The sequence below is a fragment of the Rathayibacter sp. CAU 1779 genome, from assembly GCF_054551755.1.
The window spans coordinates 2020768-2037610 of the sequence record NZ_JBTOLK010000001.1 but is presented as its reverse complement, the minus strand read 5'-3'; the positions used below and the strand labels follow the sequence as shown (position 1 = coordinate 2037610).

The following is a 16843-nucleotide window of genomic DNA, read 5'->3' as shown; positions in this document are numbered from 1 at the left end:
GGTGCGAGCGTGAGCGCTGCGCTCAGCTGATGATCTCGTGGAACCCCGTCAGGGCGGAGCTGCCGCCGGTGATGCCGAAGACCTCGAGCGAGATGATCCGCGTGACGGGAACGGATCCGTCCGTCGACGGCGGATGCGTGATGTCGTACTGCACCGCCGCGCCGTTCTGCAGGATCCCCTTCAGCGACGAGCAGTACGTGTCGACACCGCCGCTGAACGCCATCTGGGTCGCGACGGTGTCGGTTCCCTCGCCGTTCGCGTCGCGTGTGTCGAGCCGGAATCCGGGGATGGTCACGCTGTCCATCGAGAGCTTGAGCACCGTCGCCGTGCTGCCGTCCGAGAGCCGAACCGTGGCGAGGCCGAGGTAGCGAAGACCGGAGAAGGAGAGCGACGAGCCCTGCAGGAGCGCAGGCTTTCCGGTGAAGACGGGCGAAGCGGATGCCGGCGCGATGAGTTGCGGTCCGATCGGGGCGGCAGGGGTGGAGGTGCCGTCCCCCGTGGTGCCGCTGCCGGACGCGCCGCCGCCGGACGACGGATCAGTCGCGCTCCCCGACGGCGGCGGGGTCTCCGTCGATGTCGGCGTGGGACTCGGGCTGGGCGATGTGCAGTCGCCGATGAATCCGAGAATGCACACGCCGCTCGCCTCGGCGGCGGCCGCCCGCTGAGGCTGGCCGGTCGTGAGGCCGACACCGACGGTGATGGTCAGCGCTATCGCCAGTGCCCCGCCTGCCGTGCGTCGTCCAACGCTCTTGCCGTTCGGTCGCGATCCGCGACGGCGTCCGGATGTCGGTGGTGTCGCCCGCGGTGTCGCGCCCGATACGACACCCCGTCCGGAGCTGTCAGACATCGACTCGCGGACGGGCAGATCGTCGTCGGAGGCCTGCACGAGCGCGGCGATGGCATCCGCTCCCGGGTGCGACGCGTCATCCGAAGTGCCGTCGGAGTCGTGATCCGCTGCGAGATCGGTCTCATCGGCCGGTGCGTCGTCGGCCGGTGCGTCGTCGGCCGGTGCGTCGTCGGCCCGTGCACTGTCCGCGGCCTCCGCGGATGGGCCGCGCCGCGGCATCCAGGAGACGATCATCACTCCGCCGACGCTCGCCAGGATCATGCCGACGAAGAGCCCGCCGAGATTCACGCCGACGAGCGAGTAGACGGCGACGACGAGCGCGATCACGCCGTAGAAGATGCGATGCTGCGGCGTCAGCGTCGCCAGCACACCGACGAGCACGAGCACGATCGGGATCAGCGTCGCCTGGAAGCCCTCGATGCCCACCTGCACCTTCATGTCGCCGAGCGACAGCTGGCCGGAGAAGAACAGCTCGATTCCGCCGAGCACGGTGAGCACTCCACCGATGAACGGTCGCTTGCGGTACCACGCGACGAAGGCGCGCCACCAGCTGGCGGTCTGCACAGTGTTCTCCATTCGGGCTGGATTGCCGGGTTTCGGGCTGGATTGCCGGGTTTCGGGCTGGGTGGTCGGGATTTCGCGGGCGGTCGGGAGGGGGTGAAGGTCGGGATTCAGGGGCGGGTCGACCGGCGAGACGCAACGGAATCGAGCGGGTGTCGAGACGAGCCGACGGGAGCGAGGTGACGAACGACGCGCGAGCGGCATCCGTCACCTCGCCTGAATTGCCCGTCTAGAAGCAGGTCTCGCCGTTGGTGAGCTGCAGGTGCAGACCCGACAGGTTGAAGACGGAAGCCTGCGTGCTCCACGCGGTCTGCTTCAGTCCCTTGATGACCACCGAGTCGGCGTCCTGGGCGAAGTCGCCCTCGGATCCCTTGGCGTCGGTGTTCACGGTGGAGGCGTCGACGCCGATGCGGATGTTGTTGAACGTCGCGTCGCCCTGCAGGTCGGTCATGCCGATCTGCATGTCGGTCGCGGTAGCGGGGTTTCCGCCGCCCCCGGCGGTGATCTTCAGTCCCACCGGCATTCCGGGCACCACGACCGACTGGCAGAGGTCGTAGAGCTTGGCGCTGCCGATGTTCGCCACCGAGACGGGATGCGTCGTGCCGTCCTTCTGCTTCGCCACACCCGAGTACTGCGAGAAGCCGGTGGCGTCGAGCTCGCTGGCTCCGACCTGGAACGTGGATCCGGAGACGGTGAACGCGACGGGCACGGCGCCGTTGGCGACCCCCGTCATGAGCAGGCTCGCGACGACGCCGACCGGCACGGCTGCCAGTGCGACCCGGCCTGCCCGTGAGGACGTCAGGGAACGGAACTTCATAGATCCTCCTTGATCCGAAGTGCTGATGAGGTGAACTGCAGTGCTCTCGTGTGGTGCGGCGTGTCGTGGTGCGGTCAGTCCGCACGGAACAACGGCGCCAGGGCAACAGCACGGGGTGCATCGCTATTGACTTGGCGTCAGTAACTATTTACCACGAGTCAATAGCGGATGCCAGTCCCCAGTTTCGTCCCCCGGGTGGGGGCCATGCTATTCCGCGGTGCCGACACTCCGGTAGAGCGACCGCATTCGCCCAGCCACCCGCCTCGTGCCGAGCCACCCCTGAAATCGCGCGAACACGGGGGTGGTTGGGCAAGAGCGGGGTGGTTGGGCAGGAGCGGGGTGGGTGGGTGGCAACGAAGCGGCTCCGAAGCGCACCGCGCCACGCCCTAGGCTCGTTGCATGCCCGCCGAGCGCCGAACCCGCATGACGCCCGACGAGCGCCGCGCCCAGCTCATCGCGCTCGGGGTCGCCGCTCTCGCCGACCGACCGCTCGGGCAGCTGAACGTCGAGGATCTCGCCGCGCAGGCCGGTGTCTCCCGCGGTCTTCTCTTCTACTACTTCGACTCGAAGCAGGGCTTCCACCGCGAGGTGGTGCGCGCCGCGCGCGACGGCATGCTCAACGCCACGGAGCCGCAGCTCGACCTCCCGCCGCTGGAGCGATTGCACGCGACGCTGGAGAAGATCGTGATGTTCGTGCGGGACCACCGCAGCACGTTCGTCTCGCTCGTGCACGGCGTCGCCAGCGGGGACGACGCGGTGCGGGCCGTCGTGGAGGAGGCCGAGCGGATCCAGACGGAGCGCGTGATCGCCGTGTTCGATGAGCTCGGCGTCCCGTCGTCACCGCTGCTCCGGGTCGCGCTTCGGGCCTGGGTCTCGTTCGCCGAACGGGCGCTCGTCGACGGAGAGCTCGAGCCCGGCGAAGCCGGCGACGCGGCGGCGGCCGAGTTCCTGTCGTTCCTGGAGCGCAGTGCGCTCGCGGTCGTCGAGTCGGTCGCCGGCCCGTTGCCCGGCACTGCGCGCTGACGCCTCGCACTGATCCTCGCCGCCCGACATCCGGACCCATCCGAGAGCCGAGCAGTCGCCAATACAAATGGCAAACGTTTGCCATTTGTTGCCGAATGGACGGATCGCTTGCTTTGCTGTCTCCATGCAGGAGCAGGCCGAACGCGCACCGCGACCGGCGACGCTCGCCGATGTGGCGGAACGCGCCGGCGTGGCGATCTCCACCGCATCCCGCGCGCTCTCCAACCCCGGACGCGTCAACGTCGCCACCCGTGAGCGCATCGAGCGGATCGCGGCCGAGCTCGGGTACTCCCCCAACTCGCAGGCCCGAGCCCTGACATCCGGTCGCAGCGGCGCCGTCGCCGTGCTCGTGTCGGATGTCACCAACCCGTTCTACTTCGACATCATCCGGGGCACGCAGCGGCAGCTGAAGGCGTCCGGGTACTCGCAGCTGCTCATCGACACCGAGGAATCCGACCAGAACGAGGACGCCCTCCTGCACCGCCTGCGCTCCTCGTTCGACGGCGCGATCCTCGCGGCATCCCGCCTGTCCGACAGAGCCCTGGCGGCTCTCGCCGCCGAGCTCCCGCTCGTGGCGATCAACCGCCAGACGCGTGGCGTGCCGAGCGTCTTCATGGACACACCGAGCGGCACGGTGCAAGGACTCGAGCACCTGGTGTCGCTTGGCCACCGGTCCATCGCCTACGTCTCGGGCCCCGCGACGTCCTGGCCCAACGAGAGTCGCTGGCGAGCCTTCGTCAAGGCCGCGAAGGCGCACGACGTTCGCGCGGTGCGGCTTGGTCCGTTCTCGCCGCGGCAGAGCGCCGGCGCTGCAGCGGCCGACGCCGTCCTCAATGCGGATGTGACGGCCGCCATCGCGTTCAACGACCTGCTCGCGATCGGCATGCTGCAGCATCTGGCGAGCCGTGGCATCCGAGTTCCCGACGACCTCAGCATCGTCGGATGCGACGACATCTTCGGCGCCGACTTCTGCAACCCGCCGCTCACCACGATGACCGCGCCGATCGAGCAGGCCGGACGGCTCGCCGTCTCGCTGCTGACAGCGCAGCTGGATCCCCGCTCGGCGCCGAGCGCGCGCCACGCCGCCGTGCTTCCCACCCACCTCACCGTGCGCGCGTCGACGGGACCGGCGCCCGCCGCGGCGGCTCCCCCGGTCGGCGTCTGACCGACCTGCCTCGTCATCCCCGTCCGCTTTCCGTCCCGACCATCGCTCGTCCTGACCACGCTTTCCGACCGGATTGTCCGGCCACACCGCACCGAAGCACTGTCCCGCCACACCCGCCCTGCCACTCACCGAGGAGATCGCCGCCATGACAGCTCTCGCACCGCACCCCGACCGCCTGCTGCCGGCCGACCCGGCCACCAGGGACGTCGCGCGTCGCCTCTACGCCGAGGTCGCGGATGCCCCGATCTACTCGCCCCACGGGCACGTCCCGGCAGCCATGCTGCTCGACGACGAGCCGTTCGGCGATCCCGCCGCGCTGCTCATTACCCCCGATCACTACGTGACCCGCCTGCTGCACGCCGTCGGCGTGCCGTTGGACCGGCTCGGCGTGCGGCGCAGGAACGGAAGCGGCGCCGCGAGAGCGGCAGCCGCATCCGCTTCGGAATCTGACGTCGCGAGCTCGGGCCGCGAGGTCTGGCGCACGCTCTGCGAGAACTGGGACGTGTTCCTCGGCACGCCCGTTCGCTACTGGTTCGAGAGCGAGTTCAGCGAGGTGTTCGGGCTCACGGATGCTCCGTCTCCGCAGTCCGCCGACGCCCTGTACGACCAGCTCACCGACGCGCTCGCTCGACCCGAGTTCCGTCCCCGAGCGCTCTTCGACCGCTTCCGCATCGCGGTGCTCGCCACGACGGACGATCCCGCCGACGACCTCGCCGCACACCTGAAACTTCGGGACGACCCGTCGTTCGGCGGTCGGGTGCTGCCGACGTTCCGGGCCGATCGGTACATGCATCCGCTCGAATCCACGTGGCGCGGCAAGCTCGATGACCTGTCAGCGGCGGCGAACATCGACTGCGGCACGTATGGCGGCCTGCTGGATGCGCTGCGGTCGCGCCGCGCGTACTTCAAGGCAGCGGGTGGCACCGCCACCGACACCGGGGTCATCGACGCCGGAAGCGGGCCGCTTGCTGTGTCGGACGCCGAGCGCATCCACCGCGACGCCCTCGCCGGAACCGTCAGCCAGGCGGATGCCGATGCCTACCGTCGCAACATGCTCTACCGCCTCGCGGAGATGAGCGCGGACGACGGGCTCGTGATGCAGCTGCACGCCGGCGTGATCCGCAATCACCACCGGCCGACGTTGGATGCATACGGACCCGACAACGGACACGACCTGCCGGCGGTCGGCGGATACACCGTGCCGTTGACGCCGATCCTGCGCGACTTCGGGGTGAACCCCACGTTCCGCATCGTGCTGTTCACCGTGGACGAGACGCTGTTCTCGCGTGAGATCGCCCCGCTCGCCGGCTTCTACCCGAGCGTGTTCGCGGGGGCGCCGTGGTGGTTTCTCGACTCGCCCGCCGGCATCGCGCGGTATCGCTCGGCCGTGACGGACTCTGCTGGATTCGTCAAGACGAGCGGATTCATCGACGACACCCGGGCGTTCTGTTCGATCCCGGCGCGGCACGACATGTCACGCCGGCTGGACGCCGGCCACCTCGCATCCCTCGTCACGACGCACCAGCTGAACGAGGACGACGCCCTCGGCGTCGCCCGCCGCCTAGTCGCCGAGGTGCCGATCGGCACGTTCCGCCTGGAGTAGCCGCCGGCCGCACGTTGAGCCTGTCGAGACCGACCACCGCTGGTTGAGCCTGTCGAAACCAACCAGCGGTGGGCGGTAGGCGTTACAGGTTGATCATGTGGCCGACGAGGCCGTGGAAGGCGTCCTGCATCGACTCGGAGAGGCTCGGGTGCGGGTGCACGTTGCGGGCCAGCTCCAGGGCGCCGAGGTCCCACTTCTGGGCGAGCGTGAGCTCGGGGAGAAGTTCGGAGACGTCCAGTCCGACCATGTGTCCGCCGAGCAGCTCGTGGTACTTCTTGTCGGCCACGAGTTTGACGAATCCGCGGGCGTCGCCGAGCGCGTGCGCCTTGGCGTTCGCCAGCATCGGGAACGTCGCCACCTCGACGTCGTATCCGGCGTCTCGTGCCTGCTGCTCGGTGAGTCCGAAGCTCGCCACCTGCGGCTGCATGTACGTCGCACGCGGCATGTTGCGGTAGTCGCCGAGCGCCATGGTCTCCGCGCCGCCGATGGTCTCGGCAGCGACGATTCCCTGCGCCTCGGCCACGTGGGCGAGCTGCAGCTTGGCCGTGACGTCGCCGATCGCGTAGATGCCGGGAACGTTGGTGCGCATGAAGTCGTCGATCGCGATGGCGCCGCGATCCGTCAGCTCGACGCCGGTGTTCTCCAGGCCGTAGCCGGTGACATTCGCCGCGAATCCGACGGAGATGAGCGCCTTGTCCGCCACAGCGGTGCCGGTCGAGCCGTCCGCCGCCGTGTAGGTCACCGTCACCTGGTTGCCGTCATCGACGACGGTCTCCACCTTCGTGGAGGTGAGGATCGGAACGCCAAGGGACTTGAAGTGCTTCGTGATCTCCTTGGAGACGTCCGCGTCCTCGTTCGGCAGGGCGCGGTCGAGGAACTCGATCACGGTCGCCTGCACGCCGTAGTTGGCCATCACGTAGGCGAACTCGAGTCCGATGGCGCCCGCACCGACGATGACGATCGACTTCGGCAGGTCGCGGCTCAGGATGAGCTCCTTGTACGTCACGACGTTGTCGCTCAGCGTCACTCCGGGCAGCAGGCGCACGGTCGATCCGGTCGCGATGATGGCGTTGTCGAACGTGAGCTGTTCGGTGCCGCCCGCGGCGAGCGCGACGTCCATCGACTTCGGGCCGGTGAAGAACCCGTGGCCGTCGAACTCGGTGATCTTGTTCTTGCGCATGAGAAAGTGCACGCCCTTGGCGCGGGCATCCGCGACCTGACGGCTGCGGTCCCAGCCCACCCCGTAGTCGGCGTGGATGTCGCCCGAGATGCCGAATTGGGCTCCCTCGCGCGTCACGAGGCTCAGCACCTCGGCGTTGCGGATGAGCGTCTTCGCGGGGACGCAGCCGATGTTGAGGCACACCCCGCCCCAGTACTGCTGTTCGACGACCGCGACCTGAAGGCCGAGCTGTGCCGCGCGCACGGCCGCGACGTAACCGCCGGGTCCGGCTCCGAGCACGACGAGGTCGAAGTGGGGCATGAGTCCTCCTTGGTGCTGACGATGATGTCTCGCTACTGATGCGTCGGATGTGCGACCACCGGGTCAGGCCGTCCGACAGGGACGGTGACGGCGTCGCAGCGAGGGTGGAATCGACCATCGCCTCCCGCTCCAGCGCGCGTTATGGATGCTACCGGCTCGCCCTCCGAACGCGGGTAGAACGCTGCTCGCTGTCGACGGACACCGGAGCCCGCCCTCAGCGTTCGGCCGCCGCAACGCTCGCGAATCGCCGCAGCCGCAGGCTGTTGCCCACCACGAAGACGCTGGAGAGCGCCATGGCCGTGCCGGCGAACATCGGATTCAGCAGCCCCAGCGCCGCGATCGGCAGCGCAGCGATGTTGTACGCGAGCGCCCAGAACAGGTTCGCCTTGATGGTGCCGAGAGTGGCCCTTGACAACCGGATCGCGTCCACTGCCGCGAGGAGGTCCCCGCGGACCAGGGTGATGTCGGAGGCCTCGATGGCGACATCCGTCCCCGTTCCCATGGCCAGGCCGAGGTCGGCCGTCGCGAGCGCCGGGGCATCGTTGACGCCGTCCCCTGCCATCGCCACGACGTGCCCGTCACGTTGGAGCCGGGAGACGACGTCGAGCTTGTCCTGCGGCAGCACCTCGGCCACGACCTCGTCGATGCCCACCTCGGCCGCGATCCGGTGCGCGACTGCCGCGTTGTCTCCGGTGAGCAGCACGGGGGTGAGCCCGAGACTCTTCAGCCGGGCGACGGCATCCTTGCTGGTGGGCTTCACCGTGTCGGCGACGACGAGGATGCCCCGCGCGGCGCCGTCCCACGCCACCGTCACGACGGTCTTGCCGCCTTCCTCTGCTCGCGCCTTCGCCGCTGCGACGGCAGGCCCGAGCGTCTGACCCCAGTCGTTCAGCAACGTTTCGCGTCCCACGATGACGGCGTGCCCCTCGACAATGCCCTGCACTCCCCTGCCCTCGAGGTTCGTGAAACCCTCGACGGCGGGAAGCGTGCCGAGCTCCTGCGTCACAGCCTTGGCGATCGCCTGCGCGATGGGGTGCTCGGAGGCATCCTCCAGCGCCCCGGCCACGCGCAGCAGCTCTGCGCGATCCGTGCCGGGTTCGGCGACCGCGTCGACGAGCGTCATGCGCCCCGTCGTGACGGTGCCCGTCTTGTCGAGCACGATCGTGTCGACCTTGCGCGTGGACTCCAGGATCTCGGGCCCGCGAATCAGGATGCCCAGCTGCGCGCCACGTCCCGTCCCGACCAGGAGCGCGGTCGGCGTCGCGAGCCCGAGTGCGCAGGGACACGCGATGACGAGCACCGCGACCGCCGCCGTGAACCCCGCGGATGCCGGATACCCCAGCATCAGCCACACCACGAGCGCGACCAGGGCGATGCCGATCACGATCGGAACGAAGACGGCGGAGATCCGGTCGGCGAGACGCTGCACCTGAGCCTTGCCGGACTGGGCGTCCTCGACGAGACGGGCCATCTGGGCCAGCTGCGTCTCGGATCCGACGCGCACCGCCCGCACCAGGAGGCGACCGCCCGCGTTGACGGATCCACCTGTCACCTGGTCGCCCGCCGCGACCTCGAGCGGAACGGGCTCGCCTGTGAACGTCGACGTGTCGAGCGCCGAGCTTCCTGACACGACGACACCGTCGGTGGCGACCTTCTCGCCGGGTCGGACCACGAACTCGTCGCCCACGTGCAGCCGGGCGATGGGGATCCGCGTCTCGATGCCGCCGCGCACCACGGAAACGTCCTTCGCGCCGAGCTCGAGCAGTCGGCGCAGGGCCTCTCCCGCCTTCCGTTTCGAGCGCTTCTCGATGTAGCGACCGGCGAGCACGAACGTGGTGACGCCGGCGGCGACCTCGAGGTAGATCTGCGACGATCCGTCGCTTCGTTCGAGCGTGAACTCGAAGGGATGAGTCATCCCCGGCATTCCCGCCGTGCCCAGGAACAGCGCGTAGAGCGACCACAGGAACGCGGCGAGCGTGCCCATCGAGATGAGGGTGTCCATCGTGGCTGCACCGTGCCGGAGGTTGATCCAGGCCGCCCGGTGGAACGGCCACGCACCCCACACGACGACCGGCGCCGCAAGCACGAGCGACGCCCACTGCCAGTACGTGAACTGCAGGGCCGGGACCATCGCGAGCACGATGACCGGCACGGACAGCACGGCCGAGACGAGGAGGCGCGTGCGCAGGGATGCCAGATCCGGATCCGACCCGCTCGCGGCATCCGTCTCCGCCTCTGTTTCCGCATCGGCAGGCGGTGCGGAAAGCACGGCGGTGTAGCCGGCCTTTTCGACCTCGGCGATCAGCAGGAGCGGGTCGTACCCGGCCGGCACTGCGGCGGTCGCCTTCTCCGTCGCATAGTTGACGGTCGCGGTGACGCCGTCCAGGCGGTTGAGCTTGCGCTCGATGCGCGTGGCGCACGACGCGCACGTCATGCCGCCGAGTTCCAGCTCGATGCTGGAGCCCGCCAAGCCCGCGACGGGTGCGGAAGCGGCCGGCACGCTGCCGCCGACGACCGGCGAGACGGGATTCACGCGATGCGGACGGCCGAGTACCCGGCCTCATTGACGGCGGCGAGCACTGCGGCGTCGTCGAGAGCGTCGATCGAGTCGATGACCAGCCTGCCGGTCTGCGCGCTGACCCGGATGTCGTCCACGCCGGCCAGAAGACCGACCTCTTCGCGCACCGACCGCTCGCAGTGTTCGCACGTCATTCCGGTCACCTGGTACTCGGTCGTGGTCATGTCGTCCTCTCCGCAGCGGTACCCGTCATGGGTATTCGGTCACACATCATAGTACCCCCTAGGGGTATGTCCGGCAGCCTTCGATCCGATGAGCCGGGGACGACGTCTCTCCAGGGGCTACGCGGGCCCGGCCAGCCCGATGACGTTGCCTTCCGGATCGGCGAACTGCGCGACACGGACGCCGCCGTCCGGTCGCGTCGTCGCCCCGACGATGACCGTCGCGCCCAGCGCGACGGCACGCCCCAGGGTCGCCGCGACGTCGGCGACTCCGACATAGAACATCACGCGCGGGGCGAATCCGGATCCGCCGCCGATCCCGACCGGAACGCCGTCACCGCCCGACGATGGATTGAACGAGTACGACTCCGGACGGGAAACCTCGGGTGCGACGGGGTCCCCGGCCGGCGCGTCCCATCCGAACAGCGCCGAGTAGAACCCCCTGAGCACGTCCGGATCCTCTCCGATGATCTCGGCATGAACCACGGTGTCAGCCATGATGCGATCCTCCTTCAGTCAGACTTCACTCGGACGTCGATGGGCGAGGGTCGCATCCGACATCTCGAGCTCGTGGCGTCGTCGCCACGTCTGAGCGACGCCATCCGCTCCGCCCGGACAAGCCCGATGCATCACAGCCTCCAGTGCAGGTTCACGAGCGCGTGCACCTCGAAGAACGCGATGTAGAGCACGTAGAGCGTGAGGATGACGGCGAGGAACCACTCGCGTCTCGAGCCTGTCCGCCCGAGCACGGGCAGGCTCACGTATCCGTTGTCGTGCCAGAAGTGTCCGAGCAGCGCGTTGCGACGCCACCAGCGAGGAGGCCGGGGCACCCACGGATAGGTGGGTGGAATCCCCTCGACGGTCAGGAAGTCGCCAACGAGGTGCACGGCGTATCCGAGAACCACCGCCACCAGGAGCCAGGCGAAATTCGTGCGGATCCCGGTGTCGATGGCGAGCGCACCGATCACGCCGACGAGCCAAGCACGCGGCCAGGTGTTGACGATCCTGATCGACTTGATCGTGTGAGTGGCGAATGCGATGGCCGGTGCCGTCACGAGCAGAAGTCCGATCGACAACGTTCCGACCGGCGAATGCGTGTCCCAGACGAGCAGCGAAGCGGCCCATGCGATCACTCCGGCGATCGCCGCCGCCCAGACGGTGTGCGTTCCCTTGCGATGACCACCGGATGCCGTCGCCACCGCCTCAGAGGCGAGCTTGCCGAACAGCGGCACGGACTGCGAGATCGTGGCCGAGTGATGGTCGAGATCCGCCACCAGCGCCCAACCCGCGACGACCAGCGCACCCAGCAGAACGACCTCGGGCGGCTGGACGTCGAGCCCGGTGCTCATCGGGATGACACGCCCCGCCACGAACGGGATCGCCGGCACCGTCGCCGTGACCGCCAGCCACGCGGCGGCGCCGCTGACGGCGTGATGGGCGCCCATCATGCGTTCGTACCGGTCTGAAGTGCGGGTGCACGCCCCGAGGCGTCTTCGGCGAGGCGGGCGTACGTCCGCTCGGAGTCCCGATGCTCGGCGAGTGGTACGGCACGCGAATGGCCAGCGCCCGAATGGTTGAGGGAGGTCATCCTTTCGACCCTGGCAGAGACGTGTGACGTGCCGGAAATTCGCGCAGCGCTGCGCGCGTCGCGGTGCGTCGTCGGGCTGCCGGCGGATTCGAGGATCTCCGTGGTGCATGTCGGCGCACTGTTCCCGATTCCCACCGCGTGCTACGCTGTGCTACATGGAGACGGTGACCCATCGAGAGATGCGAAACAGGAGTGGCGAGATCCTACGGCGCGTCGAGGCCGGAGAATCCGTGCAGGTGAGCAACAACGGCAGACTCGCGGCGGTCATCGTCCCCCCTGGACGCGATGTGATCGACGATCTCGTCGCCAAGGGCGAGGCCCGGCCGGCGCGGACGGGCACCGAGACGCTTCTGACCGCCCGCCGCGCTCAGGCGTCAAGGACGACGCGCCAAATCATCGAGGACAGCAGAGCACCGTGGTGACGACCGCGTACCTCGACACCTCAGCCGCGATGAAACTTCTCGTGCAGGAGAACGAGTCCGACGCTCTTGCCGACGCCCTGGCCCACTCTGCGCGCAGGCTCGTCGCCTCGTGGCTTCTTCACACCGAACTCCACTGCGCAGCCGGACGCAATCCAGCCATCATCGCTTCGGAAGCAATCACGACCGTTCTCGATGCCGTGATCCTGGTTGACGTCACCCGTGGTGACCTGCTCGCGGCGGGAACTCACGCTCCGCTGCGTTCGAACGATGCCATCCACCTGGCGACGGCGCTCCGGCTGGGTGTCGACGAGATCGTCACCTACGACGACGAACTCGCTCGCGCCGCGTCTGCTGCGGGGATCCGGGTCGTCGCACCCGCCTGATTCCGAGGCGACCTACGGAACCGACCGCCGAGACGGCGGTCGGCGCTGGGCCCCACGAGCCGGTTCCGGGCGGCGCCGTTCCGCCGTCCGGCCGAGCAAGAGGGAGCTTGGAGCGGAGGCCAGAAATGGCCTCCGCTCCAAGCTCCAGCGCGCTACTCCGCTGCAGCCAGCTGGCCGCAGGCGCCGTCGATCTCCTTGCCGCGCGTGTCGCGGAGCGTTGTCGGGATACCGGCCGACTCGAGCCGATGCACGAACTCGTCGGTGACATCCTTCTCGCTCGCCGTCCAGATGGAGCCGGGAGTCGGGTTGAGCGGGATCGGGTTGACATGCACCCAGCCGTGCCCGCGCTCGTTCAGCTTCTGCGCCAGCAGATCGGCGCGCCAGCCGTGGTCGTTCATGTCCTTGATGAGCGCGTACTCGATCGAGACCCGGCGTCCGGTCTTCTCGAAGTAGTAGCGGGCGGCATCCAACGCCTCGTCGACCTTCCAGCGGGAGTTCACCGGGATCAACTCATCGCGCAGGCCGTCGTCCGGCGCGTGCAGCGACAACGCGAACGTGAGCGGGATGTCCTCGTCGGCGAGCTTGCGGATGGCGGGCACCAGCCCAACAGACGACACCGTGATGCCGCGTGCCGACATGCCGAGGCCGTCGGGCTGTGGAGCGACGAGCGTACGGACGGCGGTCATCAGTCGCTTGTAGTTCGCCAACGGCTCGCCCATGCCCATGAAGACGATGTTGTGGACCCGCTCCGGCGCGCCGCTCGGGCTGTGCCCGAGCTCGCCTTGGGCGATCGCACGGTTCGCTGCCACGACCTGGTCGACGATCTCCGCCGACGACAGATTGCGGGTGAGGCCCTGCTGTCCCGTGGCGCAGAACGGGCAGTTCATGCCGCATCCCGCCTGGGAGGAGATGCACAGCGTGATGCGTCCCGGGTAACGCATGAGCACCGACTCCACGAGCGCGCCATCGAAGAGGCGCCAGAGGAACTTGATCGTCCGTCCGTCATCCGCGCGGAAGCGCCGCACCTCGGTGAGCAGCGGCGGCAGGAGGGTGGAGACGAGCTCTTCGCGACCGGATGCCGGCAGATCCGTCATGGCCGCGGCATCCGTCGTGTAGTGGGTGAAGTAGTGCGTCGACAGCTGCTTGGCACGGAACCCGGGGAGTCCGAGCTCCTCGACCTTCGCCTTGCGCTCGGCCGGCGTCAGGTCGGCCAGGTGCGTCTCCGGCTGCTTGCGGCGAGGGGACGCGAACTGCAGCGCGGGGCGGCCGTCTGCCGCGAGCTGCTGCTTCCAGCCTTCTGTCGCGGGACGCACCTGCGGGCGCGACACGGCTTCCGCGCCTGCACCCTCACGGTTCGCCGCGCGGCCGGTCGTACGGATCGTCGTCTCGCTCACCCCTCAATTGTCGCAAGATCCGGCTGGACGTTCACGGTCAGGACCAGCCGCCCGCCTTCCGGGCGAGATACTGCCCGTCGATCGGGGCCTCCGAGCACGTCCGTCTGCCCCACGACCGACGCCCGCGCAACGCACGTGGCGCACAACCCGCCGCGCACACAGTAGGCGGTTGCGGCACGCCTATCCCGCTGCCGACGCTGCTACTCCTTGATACATGGCAGATCTCAGCGACCGCGTCTCGCGTGTGCTCGAACTCGACGTGACATTTCCCGCGACGAAGCCCGTCGGGCGGGTCGAAGTGCGACGCATCCGGATGCTCGCCCAGACCCCCGCTGGAGCCCACGTGCACAACGGCCCGGTCTTCGGCACGATCCTCAAGGGACGCGTGCGCTATGTGATAGCCGGCGGCGAGGAGCGGATCCTCGAGGCGGGCGACGTCTTCTACGAGCCGGAGAGCGCGCGGATCGACAACTTCGACGCCCTCGATCACGACGTGGAGTTCATCGGCGTCTTCCCCGTCGAACCCGATCAGGATGCCACCATGGCCTTCGTCTGACGAGAGCGCTCGCCGGGGCGCTCAGAACCGGGCGCTCAGAGCGAGGAGCCGTCGCCCGCAAGCGCGGAGCGGATGTCTTCCACGGTCTGCTCGACGCTCTGCTCGTCGCTGAACACTCGTCCGAACTCGTCGGGCTCCAGCGGCTCGAGCGCGGTGAGCTGCGAGTCGAGCAGCCCGGACGGCATGTACTCGTGCACCCGGGCGTCGACCCGGTGCTGGAGCGTGGTGCGACTCGGATCCAGGTGCGCGAAAAAGGTGTCGGGTGCGTATCCGCGCAGCAGGTCCCGGTAACGGCGCTTCAGCGCGCTGCACGCCACGATCACGCCGTCGCCCACCGCGAGACGCTCGCCGATGATGCGCAGCCATGGCTCGCGGTCGGCGTCGGTCAGCGGGGTGCCTGCGCGCATCTTCTCCTTGTTCTCGGCGGGATGCAGGTCGTCGCCGTCGATGAAGACGCGACCGGAGGCATCCGCGAGCGCATTGCCGACGACCGTCTTCCCTGCACCCGACACCCCCATGAGCACGATGGGCGGGAGCTGGGCGGGTGGAACGACGGTCATGCAGACATTCTGTCCGATGGGTGCGGGGCCGGAGAACGTTTGCCACGGGCGACATGGGCATTCCTTTAGAGTGGGAAGCCCGCGGCGTTGGGATACCAGCCGCGACAGACATCCCCCTCCCCCGTCTTCATGAAGACCCGTCATCGAGGAGAAGTGCCGTGGCCGAGAACTCGGAATCCGCGAAGTCCGTTGCGAACATCGGTGTAGTCGGGTTGGCGGTGATGGGATCCAACCTCGCCCGCAACCTCGCCAGCCGTGAAGGCAACACCGTCGCGATCTACAACCGCACACGGTCCCGTACCGACGAGCTGCTCTCCGAGCACCCCGAGGCGGGATTCCTGGCCGCGTACGACTACGAGGAGTTCGCCGCCACCCTGTCGAAGCCGCGCGCCGCGATCATCATGGTGCAGGCCGGACGCGGAACGGATGCCGTCATCGACGAGCTCGTCAAGGTGTTCGAGCCGGGCGACATCATCGTCGACGGCGGCAACGCCCTGTTCACCGACACGATCCGTCGCGAGAAGGCCGTACGCGAGACGGGCATCAACTTCGTCGGCGCCGGCATCTCCGGCGGTGAGGAGGGCGCGCTGAACGGCCCTTCGATCATGCCGGGCGGATCCGACGAGTCGTGGGTGACCCTCGGCCCGATCCTGCGCTCCATCGCCGCGGTCGCCGAGGGCGAGCCGTGCGTGACACACGTCGGACACGATGGTGCGGGCCACTTCGTGAAGATGGTGCACAACGGCATCGAGTACGCCGACATGCAGCTCATCGCTGAGGCCTACGATCTGATCCGCCGGGGCACGGGCAAGTCGCCCGCCGAGATCGCCGACATCTTCGCCGAGTGGAACAAGGGCGAGCTGGAGAGCTACCTCATCGAGATCACAGCCGAGGTGCTTCGCCAGACGGATGCCGACACCGGCAAGCCGCTCGTCGACGTGATCCTCGACCAGGCCGGCGCCAAGGGTACGGGAGCCTGGACCGTGCAGACCGCGCTCGACCTGGGCATCCCCGTCTCCGGCATCGCGGAGGCCGTGTTCGCCCGATCGCTGTCGAGCAAACCGGCGCAGCGCGCGGCGGCCTCCGACCTGCCCGGCCCGTCGGAGAGCTGGACCGTCTCCGACCCCGATGCGTTCGTCGAGGACGTGCGCAAGGCGCTCTACGCCTCCAAGATCGTCGCCTACTCGCAGGGCTTCGACGAGATCGTGGCTGGCGCCGAACAGTACGGCTGGGACATCAAGAAGGGCGACATCGCGGCGATCTGGCGCGGCGGGTGCATCATCCGCGCGCAGTTCCTGAACCGCATCACGGAGGCATACGCCGAGGATGCCGGGCTCGTCGCCCTGCTTACCGCGCCGTACTTCCGCGAGGCGCTCGGGCGCACGCAGGAAGCGTGGCGTCGCGTGGTCGTGACAGCCGCGCAGGCCGGCATCCCGTCGCCGGCATTCAGCTCGAGCCTGGCGTACTACGACGGACTGCGGGCGGATCGCCTGCCCGCCGCGCTCGTGCAGGGCCAGCGCGACTTCTTCGGCGCGCACACCTACAAGCGCGTCGACAAGGACGGCGTGTTCCACACGCTGTGGTCGGGAGACCGCACCGAGATCGAGACGGCCCCCTCCACGCACTGAACGACCATCTGAACTGCAGAAATGGCTCCAAGACCGTCGTCTTGGAGCCATTTCTGCAGGTGAAGCACCCGGCGTAT

At 68.6% G+C, this 16843-nt stretch carries 16 protein-coding genes; 7 read left to right on the top strand and 9 right to left on the bottom strand.

Features of this window, described 5'->3' with window-relative positions; all coding sequences use genetic code 11:
- Positions 1-22: 22 nt before the first annotated feature.
- Together ACX9R5_RS09315 and ACX9R5_RS09310 are read right to left on the bottom strand one after the other, a co-directional pair.
- Positions 23-1411 carry a DUF6114 domain-containing protein gene (locus ACX9R5_RS09315; protein WP_459408699.1) on the bottom strand — a complete coding sequence of 463 codons (1389 nt, stop codon included), beginning with the start codon at positions 1409-1411 and terminating at the stop codon, positions 23-25.
- A 226-nt stretch (positions 1412-1637) separates the two neighbouring features.
- Positions 1638-2225 (bottom strand): DUF6230 family protein, encoded by a 588-nt coding sequence (locus tag ACX9R5_RS09310; RefSeq protein WP_459408698.1) that lies wholly within the window; start codon positions 2223-2225, stop codon positions 1638-1640.
- Positions 2226-2624: 399 nt separating this feature from the next.
- On the opposite strand from ACX9R5_RS09310, the gene ACX9R5_RS09305 reads away from it, so the two are divergent.
- The 3 genes from ACX9R5_RS09305 (at position 2625) to uxaC (ending at position 6016) form a co-directional block, all read left to right on the top strand.
- Entirely contained in the window at positions 2625-3248 is a 624-nt protein-coding gene (locus ACX9R5_RS09305; RefSeq protein ID WP_459408697.1) for a TetR/AcrR family transcriptional regulator, read from the top strand.
- Between the two features lie 124 nt (positions 3249-3372).
- A complete protein-coding gene (locus ACX9R5_RS09300; RefSeq protein WP_459408696.1) occupies positions 3373-4413 on the top strand; it encodes a LacI family DNA-binding transcriptional regulator in 1041 nt (346 codons plus the stop codon).
- 145 nt (positions 4414-4558) lie between these two features.
- On the top strand, positions 4559-6016 hold the full coding sequence (uxaC, locus tag ACX9R5_RS09295) for a glucuronate isomerase (RefSeq protein ID WP_459408695.1): 1458 nt from the start codon (positions 4559-4561) through the stop codon (positions 6014-6016).
- Positions 6017-6098: 82 nt separating this feature from the next.
- Here uxaC and lpdA read toward each other — a convergent pair whose 3' ends face one another.
- The 5 genes from lpdA to ACX9R5_RS09270 form a co-directional block, all read right to left on the bottom strand.
- Positions 6099-7496, bottom strand: a complete 1398-nt coding sequence (gene lpdA, locus ACX9R5_RS09290; protein ID WP_459408694.1) for a dihydrolipoyl dehydrogenase — start codon at positions 7494-7496, stop codon at positions 6099-6101.
- Between the two features lie 214 nt (positions 7497-7710).
- Positions 7711-9930 (bottom strand): heavy metal translocating P-type ATPase, encoded by a 2220-nt coding sequence (locus ACX9R5_RS09285; RefSeq protein ID WP_459409060.1) that lies wholly within the window; start codon positions 9928-9930, stop codon positions 7711-7713.
- Positions 9931-10025: 95 nt separating this feature from the next.
- Complete coding sequence (locus ACX9R5_RS09280) at positions 10026-10238, bottom strand: heavy-metal-associated domain-containing protein (RefSeq protein WP_459408693.1); 213 nt, start codon at positions 10236-10238, stop codon at positions 10026-10028.
- 117 nt (positions 10239-10355) lie between these two features.
- On the bottom strand, positions 10356-10733 hold the full coding sequence (locus ACX9R5_RS09275) for a VOC family protein (protein ID WP_459408692.1): 378 nt from the start codon (positions 10731-10733) through the stop codon (positions 10356-10358).
- A 131-nt stretch (positions 10734-10864) separates the two neighbouring features.
- The gene (locus ACX9R5_RS09270) at positions 10865-11680 is read right to left on the bottom strand and encodes a metal-dependent hydrolase (RefSeq protein ID WP_459408691.1); all 816 of its coding nucleotides are present in this window, start codon (positions 11678-11680) and stop codon (positions 10865-10867) included.
- Positions 11681-11978: 298 nt separating this feature from the next.
- Here ACX9R5_RS09270 and ACX9R5_RS09265 point away from each other — a divergent pair, with 298 nt between their 5' ends.
- A complete protein-coding gene (locus ACX9R5_RS09265; RefSeq protein WP_459408690.1) occupies positions 11979-12245 on the top strand; it encodes a type II toxin-antitoxin system Phd/YefM family antitoxin in 267 nt (88 codons plus the stop codon).
- On the top strand, positions 12239-12628 hold the full coding sequence (locus tag ACX9R5_RS09260) for a type II toxin-antitoxin system VapC family toxin (RefSeq protein WP_459408689.1): 390 nt from the start codon (positions 12239-12241) through the stop codon (positions 12626-12628). Before ACX9R5_RS09265 ends, ACX9R5_RS09260 begins: the two co-directional genes overlap by 7 nt.
- Before the next feature lie 152 nt (positions 12629-12780).
- On the opposite strand, the gene rlmN is transcribed toward ACX9R5_RS09260, so the two are convergent.
- Positions 12781-13956 (bottom strand): 23S rRNA (adenine(2503)-C(2))-methyltransferase RlmN, encoded by a 1176-nt coding sequence (gene rlmN, locus ACX9R5_RS09255; protein WP_459409059.1) that lies wholly within the window; start codon positions 13954-13956, stop codon positions 12781-12783.
- Positions 13957-14236: 280 nt separating this feature from the next.
- Between rlmN and ACX9R5_RS09250 the strand changes: the two genes are divergently transcribed.
- The gene (locus ACX9R5_RS09250; protein ID WP_459408688.1) at positions 14237-14578 is read left to right on the top strand and encodes a cupin domain-containing protein; all 342 of its coding nucleotides are present in this window, start codon (positions 14237-14239) and stop codon (positions 14576-14578) included.
- 35 nt (positions 14579-14613) lie between these two features.
- Here the strand turns inward: ACX9R5_RS09250 and ACX9R5_RS09245 are convergent, their stop codons facing one another.
- Positions 14614-15138, bottom strand: coding sequence for a gluconokinase (locus tag ACX9R5_RS09245; protein ID WP_459408687.1), 525 nt, complete (start codon positions 15136-15138; stop codon positions 14614-14616).
- Between the two features lie 158 nt (positions 15139-15296).
- Between ACX9R5_RS09245 and gndA the strand changes: the two genes are divergently transcribed.
- On the top strand, positions 15297-16766 hold the full coding sequence (gene gndA / locus ACX9R5_RS09240; protein ID WP_459408686.1) for an NADP-dependent phosphogluconate dehydrogenase: 1470 nt from the start codon (positions 15297-15299) through the stop codon (positions 16764-16766).
- The last annotated feature ends 77 nt before the right edge of the window (positions 16767-16843 follow it).

Bases quoted from the DNA above. Each gene is read 5' to 3' on its own strand.
- ACX9R5_RS09310 (WP_459408698.1), bottom strand. From the start codon at position 2,225: ATGAAGTTCCGTTCCCTGACGTCCTCACGGGCAGGCCGGGTCGCACTG.
- ACX9R5_RS09305 (WP_459408697.1), top strand. From the start codon at position 2,625: ATGCCCGCCGAGCGCCGAACCCGCATGACGCCCGACGAGCGCCGCGCC.
- ACX9R5_RS09300 (WP_459408696.1), top strand. From the start codon at position 3,373: ATGCAGGAGCAGGCCGAACGCGCACCGCGACCGGCGACGCTCGCCGAT.
- uxaC (WP_459408695.1), top strand. From the start codon at position 4,559: ATGACAGCTCTCGCACCGCACCCCGACCGCCTGCTGCCGGCCGACCCG.
- lpdA (WP_459408694.1), bottom strand. From the start codon at position 7,496: ATGCCCCACTTCGACCTCGTCGTGCTCGGAGCCGGACCCGGCGGTTAC.
- ACX9R5_RS09285 (WP_459409060.1), bottom strand. From the start codon at position 9,930: ATGACGTGCGCGTCGTGCGCCACGCGCATCGAGCGCAAGCTCAACCGC.
- ACX9R5_RS09280 (WP_459408693.1), bottom strand. From the start codon at position 10,238: ATGACCACGACCGAGTACCAGGTGACCGGAATGACGTGCGAACACTGC.
- ACX9R5_RS09275 (WP_459408692.1), bottom strand. From the start codon at position 10,733: ATGGCTGACACCGTGGTTCATGCCGAGATCATCGGAGAGGATCCGGAC.
- ACX9R5_RS09270 (WP_459408691.1), bottom strand. From the start codon at position 11,680: ATGGGCGCCCATCACGCCGTCAGCGGCGCCGCCGCGTGGCTGGCGGTC.
- ACX9R5_RS09265 (WP_459408690.1), top strand. From the start codon at position 11,979: ATGGAGACGGTGACCCATCGAGAGATGCGAAACAGGAGTGGCGAGATC.
- ACX9R5_RS09250 (WP_459408688.1), top strand. From the start codon at position 14,237: ATGGCAGATCTCAGCGACCGCGTCTCGCGTGTGCTCGAACTCGACGTG.
- ACX9R5_RS09245 (WP_459408687.1), bottom strand. From the start codon at position 15,138: ATGACCGTCGTTCCACCCGCCCAGCTCCCGCCCATCGTGCTCATGGGG.